This is a genomic window from Nocardia sp. NPDC056952 (assembly GCF_042674185.1).
Lineage (GTDB): Bacteria > Actinomycetota > Actinomycetes > Mycobacteriales > Mycobacteriaceae > Nocardia.
Genome location: NZ_JBHURA010000001.1, coordinates 780,509 through 804,674 on the forward strand (window position 1 = coordinate 780,509; position 24,166 = coordinate 804,674).

The window sequence follows — 24,166 nt, forward strand, 5'->3', positions numbered from 1 at the left end:
GGTTACCGTCGGAATGAATCCGCTTGAAAGCTGAGGAGCGATAACGTGACTGTCCGGGTAGGTATCAACGGCTTCGGTCGTATCGGACGTAATTTCTTCCGTGCGGTGGAGGCGCTGAAGGCCGTCGGCGAGACCGATATCGAGATCGTCGCGGTCAACGACCTCACCGACATCAACACCCTCGCCACCCTGCTGAAGTACGACTCGATCCTGGGTCGTCTGCCGCAGGACGTCTCCGTCGAGGGCGACACCATCGTGGTCGGCGAGCAGCGCATCAAGGCGCTCGCGATCAAGGAAGGCCCCTCGGCACTGCCGTGGGCCGACCTGAACGTCGACGTGGTCGTCGAGTCGACCGGCATCTTCACCGCCGCGGAGAAGGCCAAGGGCCACCTGTCCGCCGGCGCCAAGAAGGTCATCATCTCCGCGCCTGCCACCGGCGACGACATCACCATCGTGATGGGCGTCAACGACGACAAGTACGACGGCAGCCAGAACATCATCTCCAACGCGTCGTGCACCACGAACTGCCTGGGCCCGATCGCCAAGGTGCTCAACGACTCGTTCGGCATCGTGAACGGTCTGATGACCACCATCCACGCTTACACCCAGGACCAGAACCTGCAGGACGCGCCGCACAAGGACCTGCGTCGCGCCCGCGCCGCCGCCCTGAACATCGTGCCCACCGGAACCGGTGCCGCCAAGGCCATCGGCCTGGTGCTGCCCGAACTGCAGGGCAAGCTCGACGGCTACGCGCTGCGCGTTCCGGTCCCGACGGGCTCGGTCACCGACCTCACCGCCACCCTGGCGAAGCCGGCCACCATCGACGAGATCAACGCCGCGATGAAGGCCGCCGCCGAGGGCCCGATGAAGGGCATCCTCAAGTACAACGAGGACCCGATCGTGTCCAGTGACATCGTCACCGACCCGCACTCGTCGATCTACGACGCGCCGCTGACCAAGGTCATCGACAACCAGGTCAAGGTCGTCTCCTGGTACGACAACGAGTGGGGCTACTCGAACCGTCTGGCCAACCTGGTCGATCTCGTCGGCAAGTCGCTCTGAACGCGATGACTGTTCAGACACTGCAGGATCTCCTGGCCGAGGGTGTCGAAGGTCGGGGCGTGCTCGTGCGCTCCGACCTGAACGTTCCCCTCGACGACAATGGTCAGATCACCGATCCGGGCCGCATCATCGCCTCGGTGCCCACCATTCAGGCGCTGGTCGAGGCCGGCGCCAAGGTGGTCGTGATGGCACACCTGGGCCGCCCCAAGGGCGAGCCCGACGCCAAGTTCTCGCTCGCCCCCGTGGCGGCGAAACTGGCCGAGCTGCTGGGGCGCAATGTCCAGCTGGCCGGTGACGTGGTGGGCTACGACGCGCTCTCGCGCTCGGAGGGCCTCACCGACGGCGACGTGCTGCTGCTGGAGAACGTGCGCTTCGATCCGCGCGAGACCAGCAAGGACGAGTCGGAGCGGGCCAAGCTCGCCGCGGCGTTCGTCGAGCTGGTCGGCGACGACGGTGCGTTCGTCTCCGACGGTTTCGGCGTGGTGCACCGCAAGCAGGCGTCGGTCTACGACGTCGCCCAGCAGCTCCCGCACTACGCGGGCACGCTGGTCGCGGCCGAGGTCGAGGTGCTGCAGAAGCTCACCCAGGACCCGGCCCGTCCCTACGCGGTGGTGCTCGGTGGCTCCAAGGTCTCCGACAAACTCGCGGTGATCGAGGCGCTGGCCCCCAAGGTCGACACTCTGGTGATCGGCGGCGGCATGTGCTTCACCTTCCTTGCCGCGCAGGGTCTTCCGGTCGGCGGCTCGCTGCTGCAGGCCGAGATGATCGACACCTGCAAGGATCTGCTCGAGCGCTTCGGCGACGTGCTGCACCTGCCGGTCGACATCGTGGTGGCCGACAAGTTCGCGGCCGACGCCGACACCAAGACCGTCGCGTCGACCGAGATCCCCGACGGCTGGCTCGGCCTGGACATCGGCCCCGAGTCGGTGTCGCGGTTCGCAGCTCTGCTGACCGAGGCCAAGACGGTGTTCTGGAACGGCCCGATGGGCGTGTTCGAGTTCGAGAAGTTCGCCGCGGGTACCCGCGGTGTCGCCGAAGCCATCGTGACCGCTACCTCCAAGGGCGCGTTCACGGTCGTCGGCGGCGGCGACTCGGCGGCCGCCGTGCGGGCGCTCGGCCTGCCCGATGACGGCTTCTCGCACATCTCCACCGGTGGCGGCGCTTCCCTGGAATACCTGGAAGGCAAAGAGCTGCCCGGTATTTCGGTGTTGGAGGGCTGAGCGATGGCAGCACGTAAACCGCTCATCGCGGGCAACTGGAAGATGAACCTCAATCACCTCGAGGCCATCTCGCTGGTGCAGAAGGTGGCGTTCGCGCTGCCCGAGAAGTACTTCGCGAAGGTCGACGTGACGGTGATCCCGCCGTTCACCGATCTGCGCAGTGTGCAGTCGATCGTCGACGGCGACAAGCTCCTGATCACCTACGGCGCCCAGGATGTCTCGGCGCACGACTCCGGTGCCTACACCGGCGAGATCAGCGGGTCGATGCTGGCGAAGCTCGGCTGCACCTTCGTGGTGGTCGGGCACTCGGAACGTCGTCAGTACCACCACGAGGACGACGCGACCGTGCTGGCCAAGGCCAAGCAGGCGCTGAAGAACGAGATCACCCCGATCGTCTGCATCGGTGAGGGTCTCGGTGTCCGCGAGGCGGGCACGCACGTCGAGTACAACCTCGAGCAGCTGCGTGGATCGCTCAAAGGCTTGACGGCGGAACAGATTTCGCAGGTCGTCATCGCCTACGAGCCGGTCTGGGCCATCGGCACCGGCAAGGTCGCCTCGGCGGCCGACGCGCAGGAAGTATGCGGTGCTATCCGCGGCGAGCTGGAGAAGCTGGCTTCTCCGGAGGTCGCCGCCGGTGTGCGCGTGCTCTACGGCGGCTCGGTGAACGCCAAGAACATCGGCGAGCTGATCCGGCAGACCGATATCGACGGCGCGCTGGTCGGCGGTGCTTCGCTCAAGGGTGACGAGTTCGCCACCCTGTCGGCGATCGCCGCGGGCGGTCCGCTGCCCTGATCAGGCACTGAACACCGAAGGGCCGGAAACCGAGTGGTTTCCGGCCCTTCGCTTTTCGTGAACGGGGTGCGGCTACCGCGCGTGCAGGATGAGGCCGTAGCCGTTGTCGTTGCGCAGCGTGAGGGTGTCGGCGTCGATAGTGGCGCTGGTTCGGCCCTCCAGCGCGCGCAGCACGTTCTGCTCGACCTCCATCACCTCCGGCGCGCACATCATCTTGGTGGTGGCGACGGCGAAGTTCACCGCGTCGCCGGGACCGACGCCCGCGGTGCCGGTGATCCGGTTGCAGCCCGCCGAGCCGTTGACGGTGCCGCCGTCACCGATGGTGAGATTCGGGCTGACCTCGTCGAGCGTGGTCGAGCGGATCTGCGCGTCCGGGGTGAGCATGGTGGTGACCACCCACGCGGTCCCGGTCAGCGGCTTGTCGGGAGTCACGATCTTCTTGTCGGTGAGATGGATGGTGACGGACTTGCCCGTCAGCGTCAGCCGATCACCGTCGAGGCGCCAGGTGGGGTCGGATTCCAGAAAATCGCTCTGCCAGGCGTCGGCGCGTTCGCGGTCGCCGGGACAGGCCATCAGGGTGCTCGCCAGTGGCGAGGTGTGCAGGATGTGGTTGCTCAGGTCGACGGTGCCGCCCGCGGAGTTGCAGCCCGAGTTCGCCGAGATCCGTCCGTCGGTGAAGCCGAGCGTCATCGGACCGCCGCCCGGGATCTCGTCGCCGACGACCTCGGTGGAGACGTAGGTGTGGCCCATGGGCGTGGCGGTGTCGTCCACCGGTTCCTCCCCGGTCGATCCGCACCCGGCCGCCACCAGGCCGACCAGGGCGAGCGAGGCGGCCAGAGGACGAGGTGATATCCGCATGGAGCCGATGGTACGGACCGCCCCGAGCACTGCTCATCGATGTTCGGGGCGGGTCGCGATCCGGCGGGGAACTACTTACCCGCGTCGCCCGTGCAGCTGGCGCTGGCGAGCTGACCGGTGGCCTGATCCTCGGCGATCACCTTGCCGCCGACCGTGATCTTGCAGGACACCGTTCCGCCGTCGATGCCCGACATGACGCTCAGCGACACGAACTTCACCAGCCCGGTGATCGTCACGTCCTTGGACCACGGCAGCGCGGTATCGGACTCGGTGACCACGTCCAGGCTGCCATCGGTGTAGATGACCGTGGAGGTACCGGTTCCGCCGGCCTGATAGGAGACGGTGACCTCCCGGCTCACCTCGTTCTCGATCTCATTGGCGACCGTGCCGACCAGCGCGACACATCCGCCGACGACCAGCAGCAGGACCACCAGCACCCCGCCGAGCACCCATGGCCACACCTTCTTCTTGCGCGGCGGCTGCGGGTAACCACCCTGGGGCGGGTAGCCACCTTGCTGCGGGTAGCCACCCGAGGGCTGCTGGCCGTAAGGCGGCGGTTGCTGGCCATAGGGCTGCTGCGGATGGCCGGGTGGGACAGTCATGCGATTTTCCTCCGTGTCGTGCAGGCCCGCCGAACGAAACGGGAGCTCTGTACTGATCGCTCGAAAGCGACCAGAAGATAACACCGCATCGACGATTCGCTCTTCTATTGTCTTGCACCACAGTATTTCTGACCGATCACGGGGATCTGTCGCGGAAGCCGTCGCCACTGTCGTCCCGCTGCCTCGGCACGGAGTGCTGGCCGGGGATCTGCGGTCGCCAGGGATATGCTCGACCGGTGAGCACAGTGGCGGCGGAGCGGATCTCGACCTGGGCCCCGTTGCGTTCACCGGTGTTCCGGGCGCTGTGGATCGCCCAGCTCGTGTCGAATCTGGGCACGTGGATGCAGACGGTCGGCGCGCAGTGGATCCTCGTGGATCAACCGAACGCCGCGGCGCTGGTGTCGTTCGTGCAGACCGCGCTCGCCCTGCCGGTGATGTTGCTGTCGATCCCGTCCGGCGTGCTGGCCGACCTGGTCGACCGGCGCAGGCTGCTGATCGGCGCGCAGACCGGGATGGCGGTCGCCTCGCTCACCCTCACCGTCTTCACCGCCACAGGCCACACCACGCCCGCGGTGCTGCTCAGCCTGCTGTTCCTGCTCGGCTGTGGGCAGGCGCTCACCGCGCCCGCCTGGCAGGCGGTACAGCCCGAGCTGGTGCCGCGCGACCAGATCACCTCGGCGGCGGCGCTGGGCAGCATGAGCGTCAATATCGGCCGAGCCGTCGGGCCCGCCGTGGCGGGTGTGATCGTCTCGATCGCCGGGCCGACCGTGGTGTTCGGGTTCAACACGGTGTCGTTCGTCGGCATCGTCGCGGTGCTGCTGGTGTCGAAGTGGCCGACGCGAACGAGTCCGCTGCCCAGCGAGCGGCCCCTCGCGGCGCTGCAGGCGGGCACCCGCTTCATTCGGGCCGCGCCCGCGATCCGGCGGGTGCTGTTCCGTGCGATCCTGTTCATCGCTCCCGCCAGCGCGGTGTGGTCGCTGCTGCCGGTGATCGCCCACGACCGACTCGGCCTGTCGTCCTCCGGCTACGGTCTGCTGCTCGGCGCGCTCGGGCTCGGCGCGGTGTGTGGCGCGCTCGGATTGTCACGCCTGCGGGTCCTGTTCACCCCCACCCAGCGGCTCGCGCTCGCCGCGGTCCTGTTCGGCTTGGGTGCGGTCGCGACCGCACTGGTCCACCACGTGGTGGTGGTGCTCGTGTTGCTGGTGGGATCCGGCCTCGCCTGGTTGCTGGCGATGGCGACGCTGAACTCGACCATGCAGTTGCTGCTGCCCGCCTGGGTGCGCGCCCGTGGGCTGTCGGTGTACATGCTGGTGTTCATGGGTGGGCAGGCCATCGGTTCCCTGCTCTGGGGCCTGGTCGCCGGTGCCTACGGTGCCGTGACGGCACTGTTGATCGCGGCCGCGCTGCTGGCGTGCTGTGCCGTGAGCACCCTGTGGTGGCCGATCCGGCACAACGTCGAGGAGATCGACCTCTCCCCGGCGGCGTACTGGCCAGAACCGCAACTCGTCGTCGAGCCCGAACCCGAGGACGGCCCCGTCCTGGTGATGCGCGGCTACGACGTGCCACCCGCCGACGTCGCCGCCTTCACCGACTCGATGGCGCTGGTCGGGCGATCGAGGCAGCGCACAGGCGCGATGGAATGGCGGCTCTACCGCGATGTCGGCACCGTCGACCGGTTCGTCGAGGCCTTCGTCGTGCGGTCATGGGCCGAGCACATGCACCAGCACCAGGTGCGCCTGACCGCCCGTGACCGGGAAATCGAAGAGACCGTCGCCCAGTACTCCGCAGGCCCCCACACGGTCTCACACCTGGTCGCAGTCGAGCCTGGTTAGACCAGTCGGTCCCACACCACCTAGGATGAACCTCATGTCGCTGTTCCTCGATATCCTCCTTGTGATCACCAGCTTGCTGTTGGTGCTGCTGGTGCTGCTGCACCGCGCCAAGGGTGGCGGCTTGTCCAGCCTCTTCGGCGGCGGCGTCCAGTCGAGTCTGTCCGGCTCCACCGTCGTCGAGAAGAACCTCGACCGCATCACCATCTTCGTCGGCATCGTCTGGTTCATCGCGATCCTCGGCATCGGCCTCGAGATCAAGTTCGCCTGACGCGTCAGCTCGACGACACGATTCGTCGGGCCGCTGCTTCGATCGCTGATTCACCGAGCAGGACTGTGTCCGCGGCCGGTCCCAGCGGGATGAAGCTGTCCGCGCTGGTGACCCGCGCGAGCGCGCCGTGGTAACCGCCGTCGATGAGCGCCGCGAAAACCGACTCGGAGACGCCTCCGCTGCGCCGGGTCTCGTCCGCAACCAAGACCCGGCCGGTGGCTTCGGCGTGGTGGAGCAGGTCGGCGGCCGGTAGGGGATTGAGCCAGCGGAGGTCGAGTACTCGCGTGTGAATTCCTTGGGCGGCAAGGCGATTCGCGGTGCGCAGGCTCATCGGGACGCCGTTGCCGAACGTGACGATGGTGAGGTCGGTGCCGTCGCCGTAGGTGCGTGCTGCGCCGATCGGGATGTGGTCGGTGGTGGGGGAGGCCAGCCAGGCTTCGTCGCCTGGATGGAGATCTCTGGTGTGGTACAGGGCGATCGGTTCGACGAACACGCATACCCGGCCGTCGACGCGGGCCGCTGAGACGCAGGTGCGCAGCATGGCTGCGGCGTCGTCGGCGCGCGCGGGCACCGCTACGACAACGCCGGGGATATCGCGCAGCGCGGCCAGGGAATCGTCGTTGTGGAAGTGGCCGCCGAAGCCCTTCTGATAGGCGAGGCCCGCGATGCGTACCACCATCGGATTGCGGTACTGCCCGTTGGAGAAGAATTGGAGAGTGGCCGCTTCGCCACGGATCTGATCGGCCGCGTTGTGGATGTAGGCCAGATACTGGACCTCGGGGATCGGGATGAATCCGGCCAACCCGGTACCGAGCGCGGTGCCGAGGATGGACTGTTCGTCGAGGAGGGTGTCGAAGACCCGACGTGTTCCGAAGTGTTTTCTGAGGCCCTTCGTGACACCGTAGACGCCGCCTTTTCGGCCGACATCCTCGCCGAATACCAGCACATCGGCGTCTCTGGTGAGGAGTTCGCCGAGTGTGTGGTTGATCGCTCGAGCCAGTGTCATCCGGGAGTCAGGCGCCTGTGGTGCGGGAGTCGACGGGCTGCAGCGGGTGACGTCCTCGCGGATCGAGGTGGGGTGAGTCGGCGCGAGCGGCGCGATCACGGCCGCCGCGGAATCGAGGCGAGCCTCGTGAACCACCTTGTCGGCGGTCTCCCGCACACGGGCACCGATCCGCTCGTAGCGCTCGAGCAGGTCGCCGGCGTCAGCGGCACCCGCCGCGATCAGGTAGCGGGCGGTGCCGAGGAGGGGATCTCGGGCTAGGTCAGCGGCGATATCGGCCGGACCACGGTAGGCGGACTCGACATCGGACCCGGCGTGTCCACCGAGCCGGACAGTGCGCACGTGCAGGAAGACCGGCACCCGCCAGGTCCGTGCCAGATTCACCGCGTCTTCGGTGGCGCCGAGAACATCGGGCAGATCGCAGCCGTCGGCGGCGAGGTAGGTGAGACCCGGCCGTGGACCGTAGGCACGCTCGATCCAGTCCGGCGCGGTGGGCACACTGATGCCGAGCCCGTTGTCCTCGCAGACGAACACCAGCGGCATCGGCACACCCTGATGGGCGGCATGCAGGGCGGCGTTGACCGCCCCGACCGCCGTCGAATGATTGGCCGACGCGTCCCCGAAACTGCACACCACCACCGCATCGGCAGGCCATGGACACGAAATCCCTTGCTTCGCAGCACGATCCAACGCGAATGCCAGCCCCACGGCTCGCGGCAGATGTGAGGCGATGGTCGAGGTCTGCGGAATGATCGATGCCGCCGCGCTGCCGATCACCTTGTGCCGACCACCGGAAATCGGATCGGTGGCCGCCGCGACAACCCCCAGCAGCACATCCCGAATCGGATCCAGCCCCGGAATCTGGCGGCATCGCTGCACGAAGAACGCTGCCGACCGATAGTGCAACAACGCCGGATCATCGACGCGCAGCGCGGCCGCCACTGCCGCGTTTCCCTCATGTCCCGAAGACCCGATGCTGTAGTAGCCCTGCCCAGCGGCCCCCAACCGCCGCGCCACCAGATCGAGATGCCTGCTGGCAGCCTGGGATTCGAACAACTCCACCCCGAACGTGGCATCGATGCTCCCGACCGCGTCGATCCGATCGGACACGACGAGACCGTCCATCGCGGCCCGAAACGCCCCATCCAGGTCAAGCGAACCCAGCGCCACCGCAACACTCCTCGCCCGCAGTCGAGTCGACGTCCGAACCGTCGGCATGCCAAGAACCCGATGCTAGTGCCTGTCCGGCCGGATCCAGGGAGAACCAGAAAGGGGGAAGAATCCCGCAACCGAGAGAGTCGTAGCTGGAGTGTTGGGGTGGTTCGGGCAGCCGGTAGTGTCCGGTGTTCAGGTGGGACGGTGAAAGAGGGGCTATGACGACGCCAGGTGGGCCGGGCGGTCCGTGGGGGTATCAGCAGCAGTCGGGGCCTTTCGGGGCGCCGCCGCAGCAGCCGTATGCGCAGCAGCCGTACGGGCAGCCGAACTTTCCGCCGCAGCAACCGCAATACCAGCAGCCTCCTGCTCACTACAGTGCACCGCAGGCGAATTACGCTGCGCCGCAGCAATCCTCGCCGCCGGGTGGTCCGCGGGAGAGCGCGGCGGTGCAGGCCTATCTGGCGGCGGTTGCCCACCACATGACGATGGGTGGGCTCCAGGTGAGCCGGAGTTGGGTCGGTCCGGTGCTGTCGCTGATCGGCGTCGGGGCGGTGATCAAGAGTTCGCTGAATCCGATCGAACTGGCCGTGTGTGTCGGCCATGCGGGCGAGATCTCACCCGCCACCGTCGCCGGATTCACCAGGCAGGTCGATGAATTCGCCCGCTCGATTCGGCGCCCGAGCGCCTTCGCGATGAAGGGTGGCGCGTGCGCCGTCGCCGCGCTGATATCCGATCGTGTACACCCGGCCAGCTTCGGCGCCGTCACCAACAAGGCGATGAGCTTCGGCACCGTCGTCGTACCCGCGGTGATCGACCTGAGTAACCGGCAGATGATGATCGCCCAGAACACTCCGGTGATGGGATTCGCGATGTGGAGTACCGTGCGCGGCAAAGCCGGTATGTACCTTCCGGATCCACGCGCGGTCCTGGGCTGACAGCCGGCAATGGGCCCCGCGAATCGGTGATCGCGCGAATGGCGTAAGGGCTGCGGCAGCACCTGCTCGCGAGGGTGACCGCATGTTTCCGAAAGCGCAGTGGTGGTCGCGGCTGTCAGGGTTGCGCTACGCCGCCGGGAGGCGGGCGGTGAGTGAGCGCCAGGAGGCAGATCATGCGAGGCAGAGTTCCTGTTCGGATGCGGGTGTTGGCCGCACTGAAGAGTGGGCCGGATTGGGATTCGATCACCCCGGCGGAGGTTGTCGAGGGGCGTGCGGCGCAGGAGCAGTTGCGTCGGTCGGCTTTCGGGACGTTCATCACCGGTCGGTCGCATCGCGGTGCGCTCGGTACCGATCACACGCTCGAACTGGCCGGTCGCACGCTGCGTGTTCGCGTGCATCGGCCGGTGGGCGGTGGTTCGGGGTTGCCGTTGATCGTCGCGTTTCACGGTGGTGGGTTCATCACGGGAGTTCCTGAGCAGGACGATTGGCTGCTGAGTCACCTGGCTGCCGAGTGTCCGGCGGTGGTCGCCTCGGTGGACTACCGGCTGGCGCCCGAGCATCCGATTCCCGCCGCTGTCGAGGATGCCCGCGACGCGGTACCGCTTCTTGTCGCGCGGGCGGGGGAGTGGGGTGCGGACGGTATTCGGGTCGCGCTGCTCGGTAGTAGCGCGGGTGCCACCCTCGCGGCGTTGACCGCCTTCGACATTCGTGACCTGCGGACGCAGGTACTGATCAACCCCCAACTCGATTGGACCGACGGGGTCTTCGACTATCCCTCGTTCACCGAGAACGCGGACAGCCCCACCGCGACCCCCGCGAACTGCCGTGCGGTGCAACGCATCGCGCTCCCCGAGGGATTCGACGCGCGACAGATATCGCCGATGTTCCACGACGATCTCGCCGGTGGCGCCCCCACCCTCATCCAGTCCGCCGGTCTCGATCCGCTGGAAGATCAATCGCCCGCCTACGCCGATCGTCTGCGGCAGGCGGGGGTCGAGGTAACGCTGACCCGCTATCCCGAGGCGACACACGGTTTCCTGAGCATGCGGGGGCTGATCCCGGCCGCTGGACCCGCCCGCGCGGAGATCCTCGACCATCTGCGAAGCCACCTGGCTGTGCGCTCGGGAGTGCGTCGATGACCACCGTCGACGAACAGCCCACTCGGGCAACGAGTCTCATGAGCTTGCTTCGACCGTATCTCGGCGGTTTCGGCGCGGTGGTGATCCTGCAGGTCGTCGGGGCCGTGGCCGGGTTGGCTCCTTTGCTGGCGGTGGTCGAGCTGGGCCGAATCCTGTTGTCGCCCGGCGAGGTCGACCACGCTCATGCGTGGCTCGTCGTGCTGGCCGGTGCGGTGGGGCTGCTCGTCCGATTGCTGTGTACCGCAGGCTCTTCGGCGATCGGTCACCTCCTCGACGATCGTGTCCAGCTGTCGTTGCGGCGGCAACTGGCCGATCAGCTGGGTCGGGTGCCGATCGGCTGGTTCGCGCGGCGACGCACCGGTGAGCTGGCGAAGATCGTCGGTGACGACGTGAGCGCGGTGCATCCTTTCATCGCGCACGCGCCTGGCGAACTGGTGTCGGCGTTCGTGGTGCCGTCGGTCTCGCTGATCTACCTGTTCACCGTCGACTGGCGGCTCACGCTCATCACCCTGATTCCGGTGGTGCTGGCGATCGCGCTCGTCCCCTTGATGATGACCCCCACCCGGCTGCGCGAACAGCAGGATTTCGACACTGCCATGGGTGGTATCGCCAGCTCGGTCGTCGAGTTCGTGCAGGGCATCGCAGTGGTGAAGGCCTTCGGCGGGTCCGAACGCGCCCATCGCCGATTCCGCACCGCCACTGATGATTTCGCCGACATCTTCCTGCGGATGGTGCGTGGCCTGGCGGGCATCGCGGCGGGCATGCAGGTGGCGCTGTCGCCGCCGTTCGTACTGCTGGTGGTGCTGATCAGCGGCACGGTGCTGATCACGAACGGCGGAATGGCCCCGGCCGATCTGCTGCCGTTCCTGCTGCTCGGCATCGGGCTCACCGCCCCCGTGGCGGCGCTCGGACACGGTTTCGACGACCTCCAGGCCGCGCGGCGCGCGGTAGGCCGGATACGCGACGTACTCGACGAGGCGCCGCTGCCCGAGCCGACCCGACCGAGGATGCCGCAGGGGCATCGCGTGCGGTTGGCGGACGTCCGGTTCGGCTACGACGCCGAACACGAAGTGCTGCGCGGGATCGACCTGGTACTGGAGCCCGGCACTGTCACCGCACTCGTCGGACCGTCGGGCAGCGGCAAATCCACCCTGGTTCAGCTACTGCCGCGGTTCTTCGACCCGACCCGCGGCACGGTCTCCCTCGGCGGCGTCGACCTGCGCGAACTCGGTAGCCGCGAGCTCTATCGGACGGTCTCGTTCGTCTTCCAGGACGTGCGGCTGCTGCGGGCCTCGGTCGCGGACAATATCGCCCTCGCCGTTCCCTCTGCCGACCGTAACGCCGTGGTACGCGCGGCCCGCCTGGCCAACATCCACGACCGCGTCCTCGAACTGCCGCACGGCTACGACACGGTGATCGGCGACGATGCGGTCTTGTCCGGCGGTGAGGCACAGCGGATTTCGCTGGCTCGTGCCCTGCTCGCCGATACTCCGGTACTGGTCCTCGATGAAGCGACCGCCTTCGCCGACCCGCAGACCGAGCAGGCCGTCCGGCAGGCGCTGGCATCGCTGGGACGTGACCGGACCATCCTGGTCATCGCCCACCGGCTGGAAACGATCGCCGACGCCGACACCGTCGTGATGCTCGACAACGGCACGATCGTCGAACAGGGCAGACCCGCGGATCTGCTTGCCCGACCGGGAAAATTCGCCGACTTCTGGCACGCGCACCGAACGGTGACCGCGGAACTACAGGGAGACCCACGATGATTCGCATGCTGTTGCGCGTGCTCGGAGCCGACTACGCAGGTCCGGTTCGGCGCACGGTCGCGCTGATGACGGTCACCGCGGTCGCCGAGGGCCTGTCCTATGCGCTGCTGGTTCCGGTACTGCGGGAGCTGTTCGGTGACGACCCCGCCGCTGCCCGACCCTGGCTGATCGCACTGGGTGGTGCAGTCGCCGTCTATGCCGTCCTGCGCTACCGCAGTGACCTTTCCGGATTCCGCGTCGGCACCACGCTGCTGCGCGGGGTGTACTACCGGCTCGGCGACCACCTGGCCCGACTGCCCATCGGTTGGTACACGGCCGGTCGGGTGGGTGAGGTGTCGGTGCTCGCCAGTCGCGGTGTGCTGCAGGCGTTGAGCGTGCTCGCACACCTGCTGGCGCCGCTCATCTCGGCTGCCGTGACGCCGCTGACGATCATCGTCGTGATGTTCGCGTTCAATTGGCAGCTGGGGTTGGCCGCGGCCGCCGCCGTGCCGCTCGTGGCGGCTATCCAGGTCCGGTCGGGGCGTGCGATGGCGGCCGGTGACGCGCAGCGACACGAACGCGACCACGACGCCGCGCAGCGGGTGATCGAATATCTGCAGGCCCAGCCTGTTCTGCGGGCCGGAGGGCGTACCGCGCAACGGTTCGACCTGCTCGACGGTTCGCTCCAGGAAGTCGCGCGCACCTCGCGCCGCCGAGCCTTCACGGCGCTGCCCGGAATCCTCGGTCTCTCGCTCGCGGTGCAAGCGGTGTTCACCGGTTTGCTCGCCCTCGGCACGTATCTGGCTCTCGGCGGAGACATCGGTGCGGCGGAATTCCTGGCGATCCTGATTCTGGCCGCTCGGTGCGCCGACCCGCTGCTGTCCCTCGCTGATATCGGCGGCCGGCTGCGCGGTGCCCGATCCGAGCTGGTGCGCCTCGAGGCGCTGCTGCGGACCGAAACCTTGCCGGAACCCGGCACGCCCCTGGAACCGCGGGCTCATGACCTGACCTTCGATGCCGTCACCTTCCGGCACGGCACCCGCACGGTGCTCGACGAGGTCTCGCTGACGATTCCCCGCGGACAACGGCTGGCCGTGGTCGGGCCGTCCGGCGCGGGCAAAACTACTCTCCTGCAACTGATCGCCCGCTTCTACGATGTCGACGCGGGCACCGTCAGCATCGGCGGCGTCGACGTGCGCTCCATCAGCACCGAAACACTGATGGCCCAGTTCGCCATCGTCTTCCAGGACGTCTACCTGTTCGACGGGACGATCGAGGACAACATCCGCCTCGGCCACCCCGACGCCACCGACGACGAGGTGCGAACCGCCGCCACCGCGGCCCGCCTCGACGAGGTGATCGACCGGCTCCCCGGCGGCTGGACAACGAACGTCGGCGAAGGCGGCACCCTCCTGTCCGGTGGTGAGCGCCAACGCGTTTCGATCGCCCGAGCCCTGCTGAAAGACGCCCCGATCGTCTTGCTCGACGAGGTGACCTCCGCCCTCGACCCGCTGAACGAGGCCGCGGTCCACGAGGGCATCGAACGCCTGATGTCCGGCCGAACCGTGGTCATGGTGGCCCATCGCCTGCGCACCGTCCACCGCGCCGACCGCATCATCTTCCTCGACAACGCCCACATCGCGGAAGACGGCACCCACGAAGAACTCCTCCACCGAGCAGGCCGCTACGCCGACTTCTGGACGAGCTCCTTCACCCCGGTCACCTGACCCGTTCTCTGGTACTGCCGCTATCGTGGCCAGTCCCACCAGTCATCGGACAGCAGTAGATTGTCGTCGGGAAGCCAACTCCCCGGGGCGATTCCGGTGCCGTCACCGGGATCGCCCCACGGGGCGAACGGATCGGCGGGGACGAAGTCGGACTTCGCCGGATTCAGCTCGGCACTCGGTGATCCGCTCGCCGGTTCGGTGTCGCCGCAGACGGGATCCGGGGCGTCGCCACGGATCGGTTCCGGGATATCGCGCGAGTCGTGGGTAATCGATCGGTTGGGGGGCGCGTCAGTAGTCGTGTTGCCTGGATGGGGTGCGATGGGCCGCTGATTCGGCGGCGCGGGGCGTTTGGCCCTCGGCAGCGGTGCGAAGGTGACCGGATCGAATTCCGAGAGGTTCGGCGGCGCGGTGGATTGCCGGGGCGGTGTCGGACGGGTTGTCGTTCTCCCGCGCTCCGCGGGTTGACGTGAGGTCGACCGACTCAGCGGTTCGGCCGACGGCGAGTTGCTCCGCAGGCGTGGAGCACTCCCACCTTCTCTGCTCGTCGTAGAGGGACGCGTCGGCGGCGGGGAACTCTTCGGTGCCGCAACAGTTTCAGGCTCGATGCGGGGCCGGGAAAGTTTGTCGACGACCTCCTGGCGTTCGTCGTGTAGCCGCGGGTCGCTGGTCAGCGCCGCAACCGCTGCCCGCATGGTCGCGGTAGCCTCGGTAACCGCTTCGCGATGCAGATCGGCAATCAGCGAAACAACCACCGCCGCACTGAGCTCGGCGCCACCCTCGCCCAGTTCGATGCTGTGGATCGTGCCGTTCGCGCCGGCTTCGAGGCGAAGGCTCCCGTCGGCACTGACCGCCCGGCCCCTCGCATCGGTGAGCGCGCGTTGGAGCTGTTCGATATGACCCGAGACCGGGTCGATGTCCCCCATGGGTTGAGCCTTCTGTCCGACTTTGCCGCCCGCCGTCGGCGTCACAGTGCTGTTTCGTTCGCGTGACCCGGCAGCCACTGGATCACCTGCTGAGGGTATCGGGTCGGAGCGGGCACGTCGATGCGCTACGGTGACGGCCGAAGGGAACGACGGGAAATGGGGAATCATGGCTGGCGCATCGGATTTGGATCTTGATCCGACACGAACACAGGAGCTCGCTACCACGCTCGGTAAGGCCGAGTCCGAGATGGTGGGAGTATTTACCGGCGAGACCGGTGATTCCGCAGTGATGTTGCCGGGAACGAAGGTTCCCGATGTGTCGACAGCGGCGATCGCGAAGGTCGCCGAGGCAGCGAAGACGTTGATCTCGGAATATGACGCGTTGTCTAAGGCGACATCGACCGCAGTATCCGAGTTCCAGGGCAAGGACACCCAGAACGCGGGATACATCGGTGCTCAGCAGGCGGCGCTGGCATGAGCACGGTCGGGACCACCGAGCAGGAGTCGGTCGCGGCGGCGGAAATCAGCACGCTCACTCTGGCGCACGTGCTGGCGTGGGAACCTGCGACATTGACCGCGCGGGGTGATGCGTGGTCATCGCAGGCGCAGAAGCTGACAGCGTTCGATGACACGCAGTACCGCGCGGTTGATGCCGGTCGTGATTTCTGGACAGGTAGTGCGGCGGACGCCATGCGGACCAAGCATGAGGAGATCCGTACCACGACGAGGACCTTCGCTACGGCGTTACAGGATGGCGCGGCTGCGGCGCATTCTGGCGCGAGCACGTTGGATGCTGCGAAAATTGCTGTGGTGAATGCCGTGAAGTCGGCGGAGTCCAGCGGCTACGAGGTCGGTGACGACGGCACGGTCGATATCTCGACGAGTACCCATCAAACGCTGTTGTCGCAGTTGCCAGACGCGTCATCGTATTCGGTCGCAGCGGGGTCGCTTCAGGTGGGCGCAGACGCGTCTACGACCGCAGTAAAAGCGGCATTGGAGAATGCGCGAACGGCGGCTGCGACCGTGCAGTCTGCGATCGAGAACGCGTTCGCCAACCTGCCGGAGGGGAATTCGGGCCTTTCATACGGTCTGCCGCAAAACACGGGGGGATACGGCAGCTATACGAAGGAATATCCTTTCACTGCGCCGGCCGGGTATTCTGCGGCCGAGATCCATGCTGAGATCGCAAAGAATTTCGATAAGTATTTCCCGTTCAGCGGCTGTGGTCCATCCGTCGAGACCGGTAAAGTATGTTCGCTGGACTCTCCGGTCGGTGGGCAGCCTGTTCTTATCGAATATGCGGGCCCCGATGGGATCGTTATCAAATCCTTGGATGGCCATGTCGAGGGTTCCGGGCGAACAATTACCTTTCAAGCGCTGCCAACGACCGGAAATCTATGGGAACTCAAGGTGGATGCCTGGGGCCCGGTTGGTGGTGCGTCGGTGATTCCAGGCGGTGCAGAGACGAGCGGGACTGTCTGGCAAAGGTTTGCCAACAACCTGACGAACGGACTTCCGCCTTCACCTGGCCCGATGACGGCCTGAAATGCAAATTATGAAAGCTGTTATCATGCTGCTGTGCGGCGCGGCCAGTGCGTGGCTGATTTCACTCGTGCTCCTCTACGCACTCTATCTATTCTCTGCTGTTGGCGTCGGCCATCGGACGATAAGCGGCTTGGTTGTCGTGTCATTGATCGGGTTGTCGATCTTCGGAATGAGTAGATTTCGTAAAGATAGTCGAATCGCATTCGGTGCGGGAGTTGTGGGATACGGGATAGCGGTATTGTCGGCTGCGATTATTCTCGGGTGAATAGTGCGCCTTCGCGCAGATTGCAGTGGATATAGGGGCCGACGATTTGTACCGAATTGGCTGGCTTCTGACATGCCGATGGGCCGGGCCCGCAATATACGGCCCGGCCCATCGGCGCTTCTATTCGTCGTCGAGCAGCAGGCCTGTTGCCGCGGCCTCGTCGATCACCCAGGTGGTCGATTCGATGCCGACCGCGCCGGCCGACGGGATGTCGTCGGGGGAGGCGCCGTTGACGGCGGCGGCCACCGCGGCGGCCTTGCCTTCGCCGCTGACCACGAGCATCACGTGGCGGGAGCGGTGGATCGCGGGCAGGGTCATGGTGACCCGCGTAGGCGGGGGCTTCGGGCAATTGTGTACGGCGACAACATAATCCGTTGTCTCCTGGACCGCGGGTGAGTGCGGGAACAGGGAGTCGATGTGGCCTTCGGGCCCCATGCCGAGGACCGTGAGGTCGAACTCGCCGCGCTCGTCGAGCTCGGTGTGCACGACCTGGGCGTAGGCGGCCGCGGCTTCCTCCGGGGTGCTGTAGGGGCCGTCGGAGGGGCCGATCGGGAACACGTGGGCCGGGTTCAGCGCGACGAAGTCCAGCAGCGCCTCGCGGGCCTGGAGTTCGTTGCGGTCCTTGTCGCCCGCGGGGACGAAACGCTCGTCGCCCCAGTAGACGTAGAGGGCGGACCAGTCGATGTCGCCGGGGGACTGGCGCACGCGTTGGAGCAGGCGGATGCCGTCGCTGCCGCCGGTGAGCGAGACCGAGGCGTGGCCGCGTTCGGCCTGGGCGGAGACGATCACGTCGACGAAGCGTTCGGCGGCCGCGTCGGCGAGCAGCTCGGCGTCGTCGTGGATCTCGATCGTGTTGGCGGGGAATTCGGCACCGAGGTCGTCGTGCACGTCTATGTGGTCACTCATAGGTCACCTTCTCGATTCCGGCGAGCGCTTCGGCGTAGATCTCGTCGGCGTCGAGCCGGCGCAGTTCTTCGGCGAGGCAGTCGCGAGTTTCCCGGCGTGCCAGCGCGATCCGCTGGTCGGGTTCGCCGGTGCGGGTCAGCGTGGCCGTCCTTCCTAGTTGCGGGCGTTCGATGGCGATCGAATCGGTGGCGCGCTGGATTTCCACCTTCAGCTCCCCGGTCTTGCGGATCACCGGGCAGTGCAGGCGGGAGGCCAGCCAACCGGCCAGGGTGTCGAGTGCGGGTTCGGAGGCCAGGCCCGACACGGTCACCGAGGTGACCTGTTCGAACGGCGGCTCGTCCAGCGCGGCGGCCAGCAGCGCCCGCCAGTAGGTGATGCGGCTCCACGCCAGATCGGTATCACCGGTGGCGTAGGAGAAGCGGCGCTTCTTGATCGCGGCCTGCGGATCAGGGGCGTAGGTGGCGTCGGTGATGCGGCGCTTGGCCAGCTTGCCCACCGAGTCCATCGACGGGTACTCCGGCGCGCCACGCGGCCACCACGCCACCACGGGGGTGTCGGGCAGCAGGAACGGGGTGACGACGCTGCTTTCGTGGTTCACCAGCGCGCCCTGCAGGCGCAGCACGATCACCTCGGCCGCACCGGCGTCACCGCCGACGCGGATCTGCGCGTCGAGCCGGGTGTCGGCGTCGCGGTCACCGCGGGCCAGCACGATGACCCGGCAGGGATGTTCGCGGCTGGCGTCGTTGGCGGCGTCGATCGCGTCCTCGGCTTCGGAGGAGTCCAGCGTGCACACCACCAGGGTGAGCACCCGGCCCTGGGTGATCACGCCGTTGGTCTCGCGCAACTGGACCATCCGCTTACCGACATCGACGGTGTTGGTGTCGGGCATGTCGACGATCACGGACGCCGCCATTCCCGCCCGCTGCGCGCGAGCATCTCATCGGCCGAGCCGGGACCCCAGGTCCCGGCCTCGTAGGGTTCGGGTTTGCCGCCCGCGGCCCAGTGCGCGAGCACGGGATCGAGGATGCGCCAGGACAATTCGACCTCCGCGTTGACCGGGAACAGCGACGGCACGCCGAGCAGCACGTCGAGGATGAGCCGTTCGTAGGCTTCGGGGGAGGACTCGGTGAACGCCTCGCCGTAGCTGAAGTCCATGTTCACATCGCGCACTTCCATGCCCGAGCCGGGGACCTTGGAGCCGAAGCGCAAGGTGATGCCCTCGTCCGGCTGCACCCGGATGACCAGGGCGTTCTGACCGAGCTCCTCGGTCATGGTCTGGTCGAAGGGCAGGTGTGGCGCGCGCTTGAACACCACCGCGATCTCGGTCACCCGGCGGCCCAGGCGTTTTCCGGTGCGCAGATAGAACGGCACACCCGCCCAGCGCCGGTTCTCCACGTGCAGGGTGAGCGCGGCGTAGGTCTCGGTCCGTGACTGCGGATCGAAGCCCTCTTCCTGGTGCAGGCCGACGACGTGTTCGCTGCCCTGCCAGCCCTCGGTGTACTGCCCGCGCGCGGTCGTCTCGTCCAGTGGCGCAACGAGTTTGGTGGCCGAGAGGGCCTTGATCTTCTCGGTGGTGAGCTGCATCGGCTCGAAGGAGGTCGGCTCCTCCATCGCGGTCAGCGCGAGCAACTGCAACAGGTGGTTCTGGATGACGTCACGCGCGGCGCCGATCCCGTCGTAATAGCCCGCGCGACCACCCAATCCGATGTCCTCGGCCATGGTGATCTGCACGCTGTCGACATAGTTGGCGTTCCAGATCGGCTCGAACAACTCGTTGGCGAAGCGCAGCGCCAGAATGTTCTGGACCGTTTCCTTGCCGAGGTAGTGGTCGATGCGGAAGACCTGCTCTTCGGGGAAGACCCGGTTGACCAGGGCGTTGAGTTCCTTGGCGCTGGTCAGGTCGTGGCCGAACGGCTTCTCGATCACCACGCGCCGCCACGGGGTGTACCCGTCGGGGTCCGGCTTGGCCTGAGCCAGGTGGTGCTCGGAGAGCTGATCGAGGACCACGGGGAACATGTTCGGCGGAATCGACAGGTAGAAGGCGTAATTGCCGCCGGTGCCGCGGGTTTCGTCGAGATCGCGCAACGTGTCGGCGAGCGTCGCGAAGGCCGCGTCGTCGTCGAAACTGCCCTGCACGAAGCGCAGCCCCTCCGCCAGGTGGTCCCAGACCTCCTGGCGGAAAGGGGTGCGCGCGTGCTTCTTCACGGCCTCGAGTACCACCGAGGCGAAGTCTTCGTCGGCGTAGTTGCGCCGGGCGAAGCCGACCAGGGCGAAACCAGGGGGCAACAGCCCCTGGTTCGCCAGGTCATAGATGGCCGGCATCAGCTTCTTGCGGGACAGATCTCCGGTGACACCGAAGATCACCATGCTGCACGGGCCCGCGATGAAGGGGACCCGTTTGTCGCGTTCGTCGCGCAGCGGGTTGTGCCACAGCCCCGCCGCCTGATCCGTCGATGCTGTGCCGGCCATCGTGCTAGTTGCCCTCCGCCGCGATGTCGAGCTGGCCGGTGGTGGCCTCGATCAGTTCGCCCCACGCGCTCTCGAACTTCTCGACGCCCTCGCGCTCGAGCAGCGCGAACACATCGTCGAGATCGATACCCACCGCTGCCAGATCGGCGAAGACCTGAGCGCCCTCGGCGCCACGGCCGCTGAGCGTGTCGCCGAGCACCTCACCGTGATCGGCGAACGCCTGCAGCGTCTTCTCCGGCAGCGTGTTGACCGTGTTCGGGCCGACGAGTTCGGTGACGTAGAGGGTGTCGGGGTAATCCGGGTTCTTCACCCCGGTCGACGCCCACAGCGGCCGCTGCCGGTTGCCACCCTGTGCGGCCAGGTGGTTGTAGGTGGAGGTGTGCGCGCCGCCGTCGAACACGTCCTGGTACTCGGCGTACGCCAGACGCGCGTTGGCCACACCGGCCTTGCCACGCAGGGCGAGGGCCTCCGGGGTGCCGATCGCCTCGAGGCGCTTGTCGATCTCGGTGTCCACGCGGGAGACGAAGAACGACGCCACCGAGTGGATCTTGGCCAGGTCGTGGCCACCGATCTTGGCGTTGCGCAGACCGTCGAGGTAGGCGCCCATCACCGCGCGGTAGCGCGGCACCGAGAAGATCAGCGTCACGTTCACGCTGATGCCCTCGGTGATCACCGAGGTGATGGCGGGCAGACCGGCCTCGGTGGCCGGGATCTTGATGAACAGGTTCTTGCGGTCGACGATCTTCCACAGCTCGATCGCCTGGGCGACGGTCTTGTCGGCGTCGAAGGCGAACCGGGGATCGACCTCGATCGACACCCGCCCGTCCACGCCGCCGGTCGCCTCGAACACCGGCGCGAGCACGTCGCAGGCGGCGCGCACATCGTCGGTGGTCATCGTGCGGATCGCCGCGTCGGCGTCGGCGCCTTGGGCCGCAAGGTCTTTCAGCTGCGCGTCGTAGGCGTGGCCCACGCTCATCGCGGCCTGGAAGATGCTCGGGTTGGTGGTGACACCGACGACGCTGCGGGTCGCGACCAGGTCGGCGAGATTGCCGGACTGGATGCGTTCGCGCGAGAGATCGTCGAGCCACACCGAGACGCCCGCGGCCGAGAGCGCGGCGAGATTCTCGTTCTGTGCCATGGTCTTACCCCTTCACCTTGTCGGTGGAACGCAGTGCCGCGCGGACGACGGCATCGGGGGTGATACCGAATTCGCGGTACAGAGTCTTGTAGTCGGCCGACGCGCCGAAGTGGTCGATGCCGACGACCTCACCCGCGTCACCGACGAATCGGTGCCACGGCATCGCGATACCGGCCTCCACCGCGACCCTGGCCCGCACCGACGGGGGCAGCACCTCGTCGCGGTATCCCTGATCCTGCACGTCGAACCACTCCACACACGGCATCGAGACCACGCGGGTCGGGATGCCCTGCTCTTCCAGCGTAGTGCGCGCGGCGACCGCGAGGTGGACCTCGGAGCCGGTGCCGATGAGGATCACTTCCGGTGTGCCGGTGGACGCCTCGACCAGCACGTAGCCGCCCTTCTTGACACCCTCGTAGCTGGTGCCCTCCAGGGTCGGCACGTCCTGGCGGGTGAGTGCCAGCGCGGACGGGCCGTCCTGCTGCGGCGACTCGTACACCGGGAAGTGCGAGGTGTGCTCGTCGGAGTCACGCTCGAGCACGGTGCGCCAGGCGTGGACGGTCTCGTTGGCGTCCGCGGGGCGAACGACGTTGAGGCCGGGGATCGCGCGCAGCGCGGCCAGGTGCTCGACCGGCTGGTGGGTCGGGCCGTCCTCGCCGAGGCCGATGGAGTCGTGGGTCCACACGTAGATGGCGGGTACCCGCATCAGTGCGGCCAGGCGGACGGCCGGGCGCATGTAGTCGCTGAACACGAGGAAGGTGCCGCCGTAGGGGCGGGTCGGGCCGTGCAGCGCGATGCCGTTGAGGATCGAGCCCATCGCGTGCTCACGGATGCCGAAGTGCAGGGTGCGCCCGTACGGGTTGGCCTTCCACGCGCCGGTGGAGATCGACTCGGGGCCGAAGCTCGCCTGGCCGGGCATCGTGGTGTTGTTGGACTCGGCCAGGTCGGCCGAACCGCCCCACAGCTCGGGCAGCTCGTCGGCGACCGCGGCGAGGAACTTGCCCGACGCCTTGCGGGTGGCCATGCCCTTGGGGTCGACCTCGAAGCTCGGCAGCGCCTCGGTCCAGCCCTTGGGCAGCGAGCGGGTCTGCAGGCGATCGAACAGCGCCTTGTTCGACGGGTTGGCCTCGGCCCACTCGTCGAAGCTCTGCTGCCACTTCGTCTGTGCCTCGGCGCCGCGGGCCAGTGCCTTGCGGGTGTGCTCGATGACGGCCGGGTCGACGTCGAAGGACTTCTCCGGGTCGAAGCCCAGCGCCTTCTTCACCGCGGCGACTTCGTCGGGGCCGAGCGCGGCGCCGTGCGCGCCACCGGTGTTCATCTTGTTCGGGGCCGGGAAGCCGATGATGGTGCGCAGAATGATGATCGAGGGCTTGCTGGTCTCGGCCTTCGCCGCGGCCAGTGCCTTCTCGATGGCCACCACGTCTTCGCCGCCCTCGACGATCTGCACCTGCCAGCCGTAGGCCTCGTATCGCTTGGCCACGTCTTCGGTGAAGGCGATGTCGGTGTCGTCCTCGATGGAGATCTCGTTGTCGTCGTAGATCACCACGAGGTTGCCCAGCTGCTGGGTGCCCGCGATCGAGGAGGCCTCGGCGGTGACGCCCTCCTGCAGGTCGCCGTCGGAGGCGATGGTGTAGATGAAGTGGTCGAACGGGCTGGTGCCTTCGGGGGCGTCCGGATCGAACAGCCCGCGTTCACGCCGCGCGGCCATCGCCATGCCGACCGCCGAGGCCAGACCCTGACCCAGCGGGCCGGTGGTGATCTCGACGCCGTCGGTGTGGCGGAACTCGGGGTGGCCGGGGGTGAGCGAGCCCCACTGGCGCAGCTGCTCGAGGTCGGTCAGCTCCAGGCCGAAACCGGCCAGGTAGAGCTCGATGTAGAGGGTGAGGCTGGAATGCCCACAGGACAGCACGAACCGGTCGCGACCGACCCAGCGCGGCTCCGCCGGGTTCTGGCGCATCGTGCGCTGGAACAGGGTGTAGGCGAGCGGCGCGAGGCTCATCGCGGTACCGGGGTGCCCGTTGCCCGCCTTCTGCACGGCGTCGGCAGCGAGTACCCGGGCGGTGTCGACGGCCTTGGTGTCGAGGTCCGTCCAGTCGCTGGGATAGTTCCGCTGAGTGAGGGCGCGAATGTCGTCTGTGACTGGCACGACCGTAGTTCTCCTGACCTAGGTTTCGTCGACGGCGATAGCTTGGCAGCGGCGATGATGTTCGACAGCGGGTCGCACGCGGCCGGGATGCGTACCGATGTACAGGAATACCCTAGTGGTGCTGCTACAGCGGTTGGCGCGAACCCTGGCGTTGAGTCTAGTTCGGATCGCCGTGAGTCGGCGGTGTGCGGTGTAGACCATCGCCGCCGCGCGGGCGGAGCCCGTCGCGATGCCGTTCACCTGCGCGTCGATGCGGGTTCACCGCCGCGTGGGCCCGGGATGCGGGCTCGTGGGGCGTAGTGACCGCGCCCACGGTGGCGGGGGTCTGGCGCGGAGCGGCAGGTGAGTGGGTCTACCATCCTCTGTAGTAGTGGCCGCGCCGCAGCCGCGCGCTGCTCGTTCCATTACCGGATGCGAAGCGAAGCACAGCGTG

21 protein-coding genes are annotated in these 24,166 nt (G+C 67.2%); 12 read left to right on the forward strand and 9 right to left on the reverse strand.

Features of this window, described 5'->3' with window-relative positions; all coding sequences use genetic code 11:
• Nucleotides 1–45: 45 nt before the first annotated feature.
• From gap to tpiA, 3 genes are read left to right on the forward strand one after another with little or no spacing between them, the layout of a single operon-like run.
• Complete coding sequence (gap, locus tag ACFTS5_RS03435; RefSeq protein WP_378627065.1) at nucleotides 46–1,062, forward strand: type I glyceraldehyde-3-phosphate dehydrogenase; 1,017 nt, start codon at nucleotides 46–48, stop codon at nucleotides 1,060–1,062.
• Between the two features lie 5 nt (nucleotides 1,063–1,067).
• Nucleotides 1,068–2,282 (forward strand): phosphoglycerate kinase, encoded by a 1,215-nt coding sequence (locus ACFTS5_RS03440; protein WP_378627067.1) that lies wholly within the window; start codon nucleotides 1,068–1,070, stop codon nucleotides 2,280–2,282.
• 3 nt (nucleotides 2,283–2,285) lie between these two features.
• Nucleotides 2,286–3,074, forward strand: a complete 789-nt coding sequence (gene tpiA / locus ACFTS5_RS03445; RefSeq protein WP_378627069.1) for a triose-phosphate isomerase — start codon at nucleotides 2,286–2,288, stop codon at nucleotides 3,072–3,074.
• Nucleotides 3,075–3,146: 72 nt separating this feature from the next.
• On the opposite strand, the gene ACFTS5_RS03450 is transcribed toward tpiA, so the two are convergent.
• A complete protein-coding gene (locus tag ACFTS5_RS03450) occupies nucleotides 3,147–3,932 on the reverse strand; it encodes an META domain-containing protein (RefSeq protein ID WP_378627071.1) in 786 nt (261 codons plus the stop codon).
• Between the two features lie 71 nt (nucleotides 3,933–4,003).
• Nucleotides 4,004–4,534, reverse strand: coding sequence for an MmpS family transport accessory protein (locus ACFTS5_RS03455; RefSeq protein ID WP_378627072.1), 531 nt, complete (start codon nucleotides 4,532–4,534; stop codon nucleotides 4,004–4,006).
• 236 nt (nucleotides 4,535–4,770) lie between these two features.
• Here ACFTS5_RS03455 and ACFTS5_RS03460 point away from each other — a divergent pair, with 236 nt between their 5' ends.
• The gene (locus ACFTS5_RS03460) at nucleotides 4,771–6,366 is read left to right on the forward strand and encodes an MFS transporter (protein ID WP_378627074.1); all 1,596 of its coding nucleotides are present in this window, start codon (nucleotides 4,771–4,773) and stop codon (nucleotides 6,364–6,366) included.
• A 34-nt stretch (nucleotides 6,367–6,400) separates the two neighbouring features.
• Nucleotides 6,401–6,634 (forward strand): preprotein translocase subunit SecG, encoded by a 234-nt coding sequence (gene secG, locus ACFTS5_RS03465; protein ID WP_101468684.1) that lies wholly within the window; start codon nucleotides 6,401–6,403, stop codon nucleotides 6,632–6,634.
• A gap of 4 nt (nucleotides 6,635–6,638) precedes the next feature.
• Here the strand turns inward: secG and ACFTS5_RS03470 are convergent, their stop codons facing one another.
• Nucleotides 6,639–8,762 (reverse strand): thiamine pyrophosphate-dependent enzyme, encoded by a 2,124-nt coding sequence (locus ACFTS5_RS03470; protein WP_378628315.1) that lies wholly within the window; start codon nucleotides 8,760–8,762, stop codon nucleotides 6,639–6,641.
• Between the two features lie 248 nt (nucleotides 8,763–9,010).
• On the opposite strand from ACFTS5_RS03470, the gene ACFTS5_RS03475 reads away from it, so the two are divergent.
• From ACFTS5_RS03475 to ACFTS5_RS03490, 4 genes are all read left to right on the forward strand, one after another.
• Entirely contained in the window at nucleotides 9,011–9,727 is a 717-nt protein-coding gene (locus ACFTS5_RS03475; RefSeq protein WP_378627076.1) for a hypothetical protein, read from the forward strand.
• Nucleotides 9,728–9,900: 173 nt separating this feature from the next.
• Entirely contained in the window at nucleotides 9,901–10,866 is a 966-nt protein-coding gene (locus ACFTS5_RS03480) for an alpha/beta hydrolase fold domain-containing protein (protein WP_378627078.1), read from the forward strand.
• Nucleotides 10,867–10,904: 38 nt separating this feature from the next.
• Nucleotides 10,905–12,635 (forward strand): ABC transporter ATP-binding protein, encoded by a 1,731-nt coding sequence (locus ACFTS5_RS03485; protein ID WP_378627079.1) that lies wholly within the window; start codon nucleotides 10,905–10,907, stop codon nucleotides 12,633–12,635.
• Nucleotides 12,632–14,341, forward strand: coding sequence for an ABC transporter ATP-binding protein (locus ACFTS5_RS03490; RefSeq protein ID WP_378627081.1), 1,710 nt, complete (start codon nucleotides 12,632–12,634; stop codon nucleotides 14,339–14,341). Before ACFTS5_RS03485 ends, ACFTS5_RS03490 begins: the two co-directional genes overlap by 4 nt.
• 20 nt (nucleotides 14,342–14,361) lie before the next feature.
• On the opposite strand, the gene ACFTS5_RS03495 is transcribed toward ACFTS5_RS03490, so the two are convergent.
• Nucleotides 14,362–15,264: a hypothetical protein gene (locus tag ACFTS5_RS03495; protein WP_378627082.1), complete on the reverse strand. Its 903-nt coding sequence runs from the start codon at nucleotides 15,262–15,264 to the stop codon at nucleotides 14,362–14,364.
• Between the two features lie 130 nt (nucleotides 15,265–15,394).
• On the opposite strand from ACFTS5_RS03495, the gene ACFTS5_RS03500 reads away from it, so the two are divergent.
• From ACFTS5_RS03500 to ACFTS5_RS03510, 3 genes are read left to right on the forward strand one after another with little or no spacing between them, the layout of a single operon-like run.
• Nucleotides 15,395–15,742 carry a hypothetical protein gene (locus ACFTS5_RS03500; protein WP_378627083.1) on the forward strand — a complete coding sequence of 116 codons (348 nt, stop codon included), beginning with the start codon at nucleotides 15,395–15,397 and terminating at the stop codon, nucleotides 15,740–15,742.
• Nucleotides 15,739–16,809, forward strand: coding sequence for a hypothetical protein (locus ACFTS5_RS03505; protein WP_378627084.1), 1,071 nt, complete (start codon nucleotides 15,739–15,741; stop codon nucleotides 16,807–16,809). The genes ACFTS5_RS03500 and ACFTS5_RS03505 overlap by 4 nt, the downstream gene beginning before the upstream one ends.
• A gap of 10 nt (nucleotides 16,810–16,819) precedes the next feature.
• Nucleotides 16,820–17,074 (forward strand): hypothetical protein, encoded by a 255-nt coding sequence (locus tag ACFTS5_RS03510; protein ID WP_378627085.1) that lies wholly within the window; start codon nucleotides 16,820–16,822, stop codon nucleotides 17,072–17,074.
• Nucleotides 17,075–17,194: 120 nt separating this feature from the next.
• Here ACFTS5_RS03510 and pgl read toward each other — a convergent pair whose 3' ends face one another.
• From pgl to tkt, 5 genes are read right to left on the reverse strand one after another with little or no spacing between them, the layout of a single operon-like run.
• Nucleotides 17,195–17,980, reverse strand: coding sequence for a 6-phosphogluconolactonase (gene pgl, locus ACFTS5_RS03515; protein WP_378627087.1), 786 nt, complete (start codon nucleotides 17,978–17,980; stop codon nucleotides 17,195–17,197).
• Complete coding sequence (gene opcA, locus ACFTS5_RS03520; RefSeq protein ID WP_378628316.1) at nucleotides 17,973–18,881, reverse strand: glucose-6-phosphate dehydrogenase assembly protein OpcA; 909 nt, start codon at nucleotides 18,879–18,881, stop codon at nucleotides 17,973–17,975. The genes pgl and opcA overlap by 8 nt, the downstream gene beginning before the upstream one ends.
• Nucleotides 18,878–20,449 (reverse strand): glucose-6-phosphate dehydrogenase, encoded by a 1,572-nt coding sequence (gene zwf / locus ACFTS5_RS03525; RefSeq protein ID WP_378627088.1) that lies wholly within the window; start codon nucleotides 20,447–20,449, stop codon nucleotides 18,878–18,880. Before zwf ends, opcA begins: the two co-directional genes overlap by 4 nt.
• A gap of 4 nt (nucleotides 20,450–20,453) precedes the next feature.
• Nucleotides 20,454–21,587, reverse strand: a complete 1,134-nt coding sequence (gene tal / locus ACFTS5_RS03530) for a transaldolase (RefSeq protein ID WP_378627090.1) — start codon at nucleotides 21,585–21,587, stop codon at nucleotides 20,454–20,456.
• A gap of 4 nt (nucleotides 21,588–21,591) precedes the next feature.
• Nucleotides 21,592–23,733 carry a transketolase gene (gene tkt / locus ACFTS5_RS03535; RefSeq protein ID WP_378627091.1) on the reverse strand — a complete coding sequence of 714 codons (2,142 nt, stop codon included), beginning with the start codon at nucleotides 23,731–23,733 and terminating at the stop codon, nucleotides 21,592–21,594.
• Between the last annotated feature and the right edge of the window lie 433 nt (nucleotides 23,734–24,166).

What these genes read in the sequence shown, in the direction of transcription:
- ACFTS5_RS03440 (WP_378627067.1), top strand. Translation starts at nt 1,068, where the DNA reads ATGACTGTTCAGACACTGCAGGATCTCCTGGCCGAGGGTGTCGAAGGT.
- tpiA (WP_378627069.1), top strand. Translation starts at nt 2,286, where the DNA reads ATGGCAGCACGTAAACCGCTCATCGCGGGCAACTGGAAGATGAACCTC.
- ACFTS5_RS03450 (WP_378627071.1), bottom strand. Translation starts at nt 3,932, where the DNA reads ATGCGGATATCACCTCGTCCTCTGGCCGCCTCGCTCGCCCTGGTCGGC.
- ACFTS5_RS03455 (WP_378627072.1), bottom strand. Translation starts at nt 4,534, where the DNA reads ATGACTGTCCCACCCGGCCATCCGCAGCAGCCCTATGGCCAGCAACCG.
- secG (WP_101468684.1), top strand. Translation starts at nt 6,401, where the DNA reads ATGTCGCTGTTCCTCGATATCCTCCTTGTGATCACCAGCTTGCTGTTG.
- ACFTS5_RS03470 (WP_378628315.1), bottom strand. Translation starts at nt 8,762, where the DNA reads ATGGACGGTCTCGTCGTGTCCGATCGGATCGACGCGGTCGGGAGCATC.
- ACFTS5_RS03475 (WP_378627076.1), top strand. Translation starts at nt 9,011, where the DNA reads ATGACGACGCCAGGTGGGCCGGGCGGTCCGTGGGGGTATCAGCAGCAG.
- ACFTS5_RS03480 (WP_378627078.1), top strand. Translation starts at nt 9,901, where the DNA reads ATGCGAGGCAGAGTTCCTGTTCGGATGCGGGTGTTGGCCGCACTGAAG.
- ACFTS5_RS03485 (WP_378627079.1), top strand. Translation starts at nt 10,905, where the DNA reads ATGAGCTTGCTTCGACCGTATCTCGGCGGTTTCGGCGCGGTGGTGATC.
- ACFTS5_RS03490 (WP_378627081.1), top strand. Translation starts at nt 12,632, where the DNA reads ATGATTCGCATGCTGTTGCGCGTGCTCGGAGCCGACTACGCAGGTCCG.
- ACFTS5_RS03495 (WP_378627082.1), bottom strand. Translation starts at nt 15,264, where the DNA reads ATGGGGGACATCGACCCGGTCTCGGGTCATATCGAACAGCTCCAACGC.
- ACFTS5_RS03505 (WP_378627084.1), top strand. Translation starts at nt 15,739, where the DNA reads ATGAGCACGGTCGGGACCACCGAGCAGGAGTCGGTCGCGGCGGCGGAA.
- ACFTS5_RS03510 (WP_378627085.1), top strand. Translation starts at nt 16,820, where the DNA reads ATGAAAGCTGTTATCATGCTGCTGTGCGGCGCGGCCAGTGCGTGGCTG.
- pgl (WP_378627087.1), bottom strand. Translation starts at nt 17,980, where the DNA reads ATGAGTGACCACATAGACGTGCACGACGACCTCGGTGCCGAATTCCCC.
- zwf (WP_378627088.1), bottom strand. Translation starts at nt 20,449, where the DNA reads ATGGCCGGCACAGCATCGACGGATCAGGCGGCGGGGCTGTGGCACAAC.
- tal (WP_378627090.1), bottom strand. Translation starts at nt 21,587, where the DNA reads ATGGCACAGAACGAGAATCTCGCCGCGCTCTCGGCCGCGGGCGTCTCG.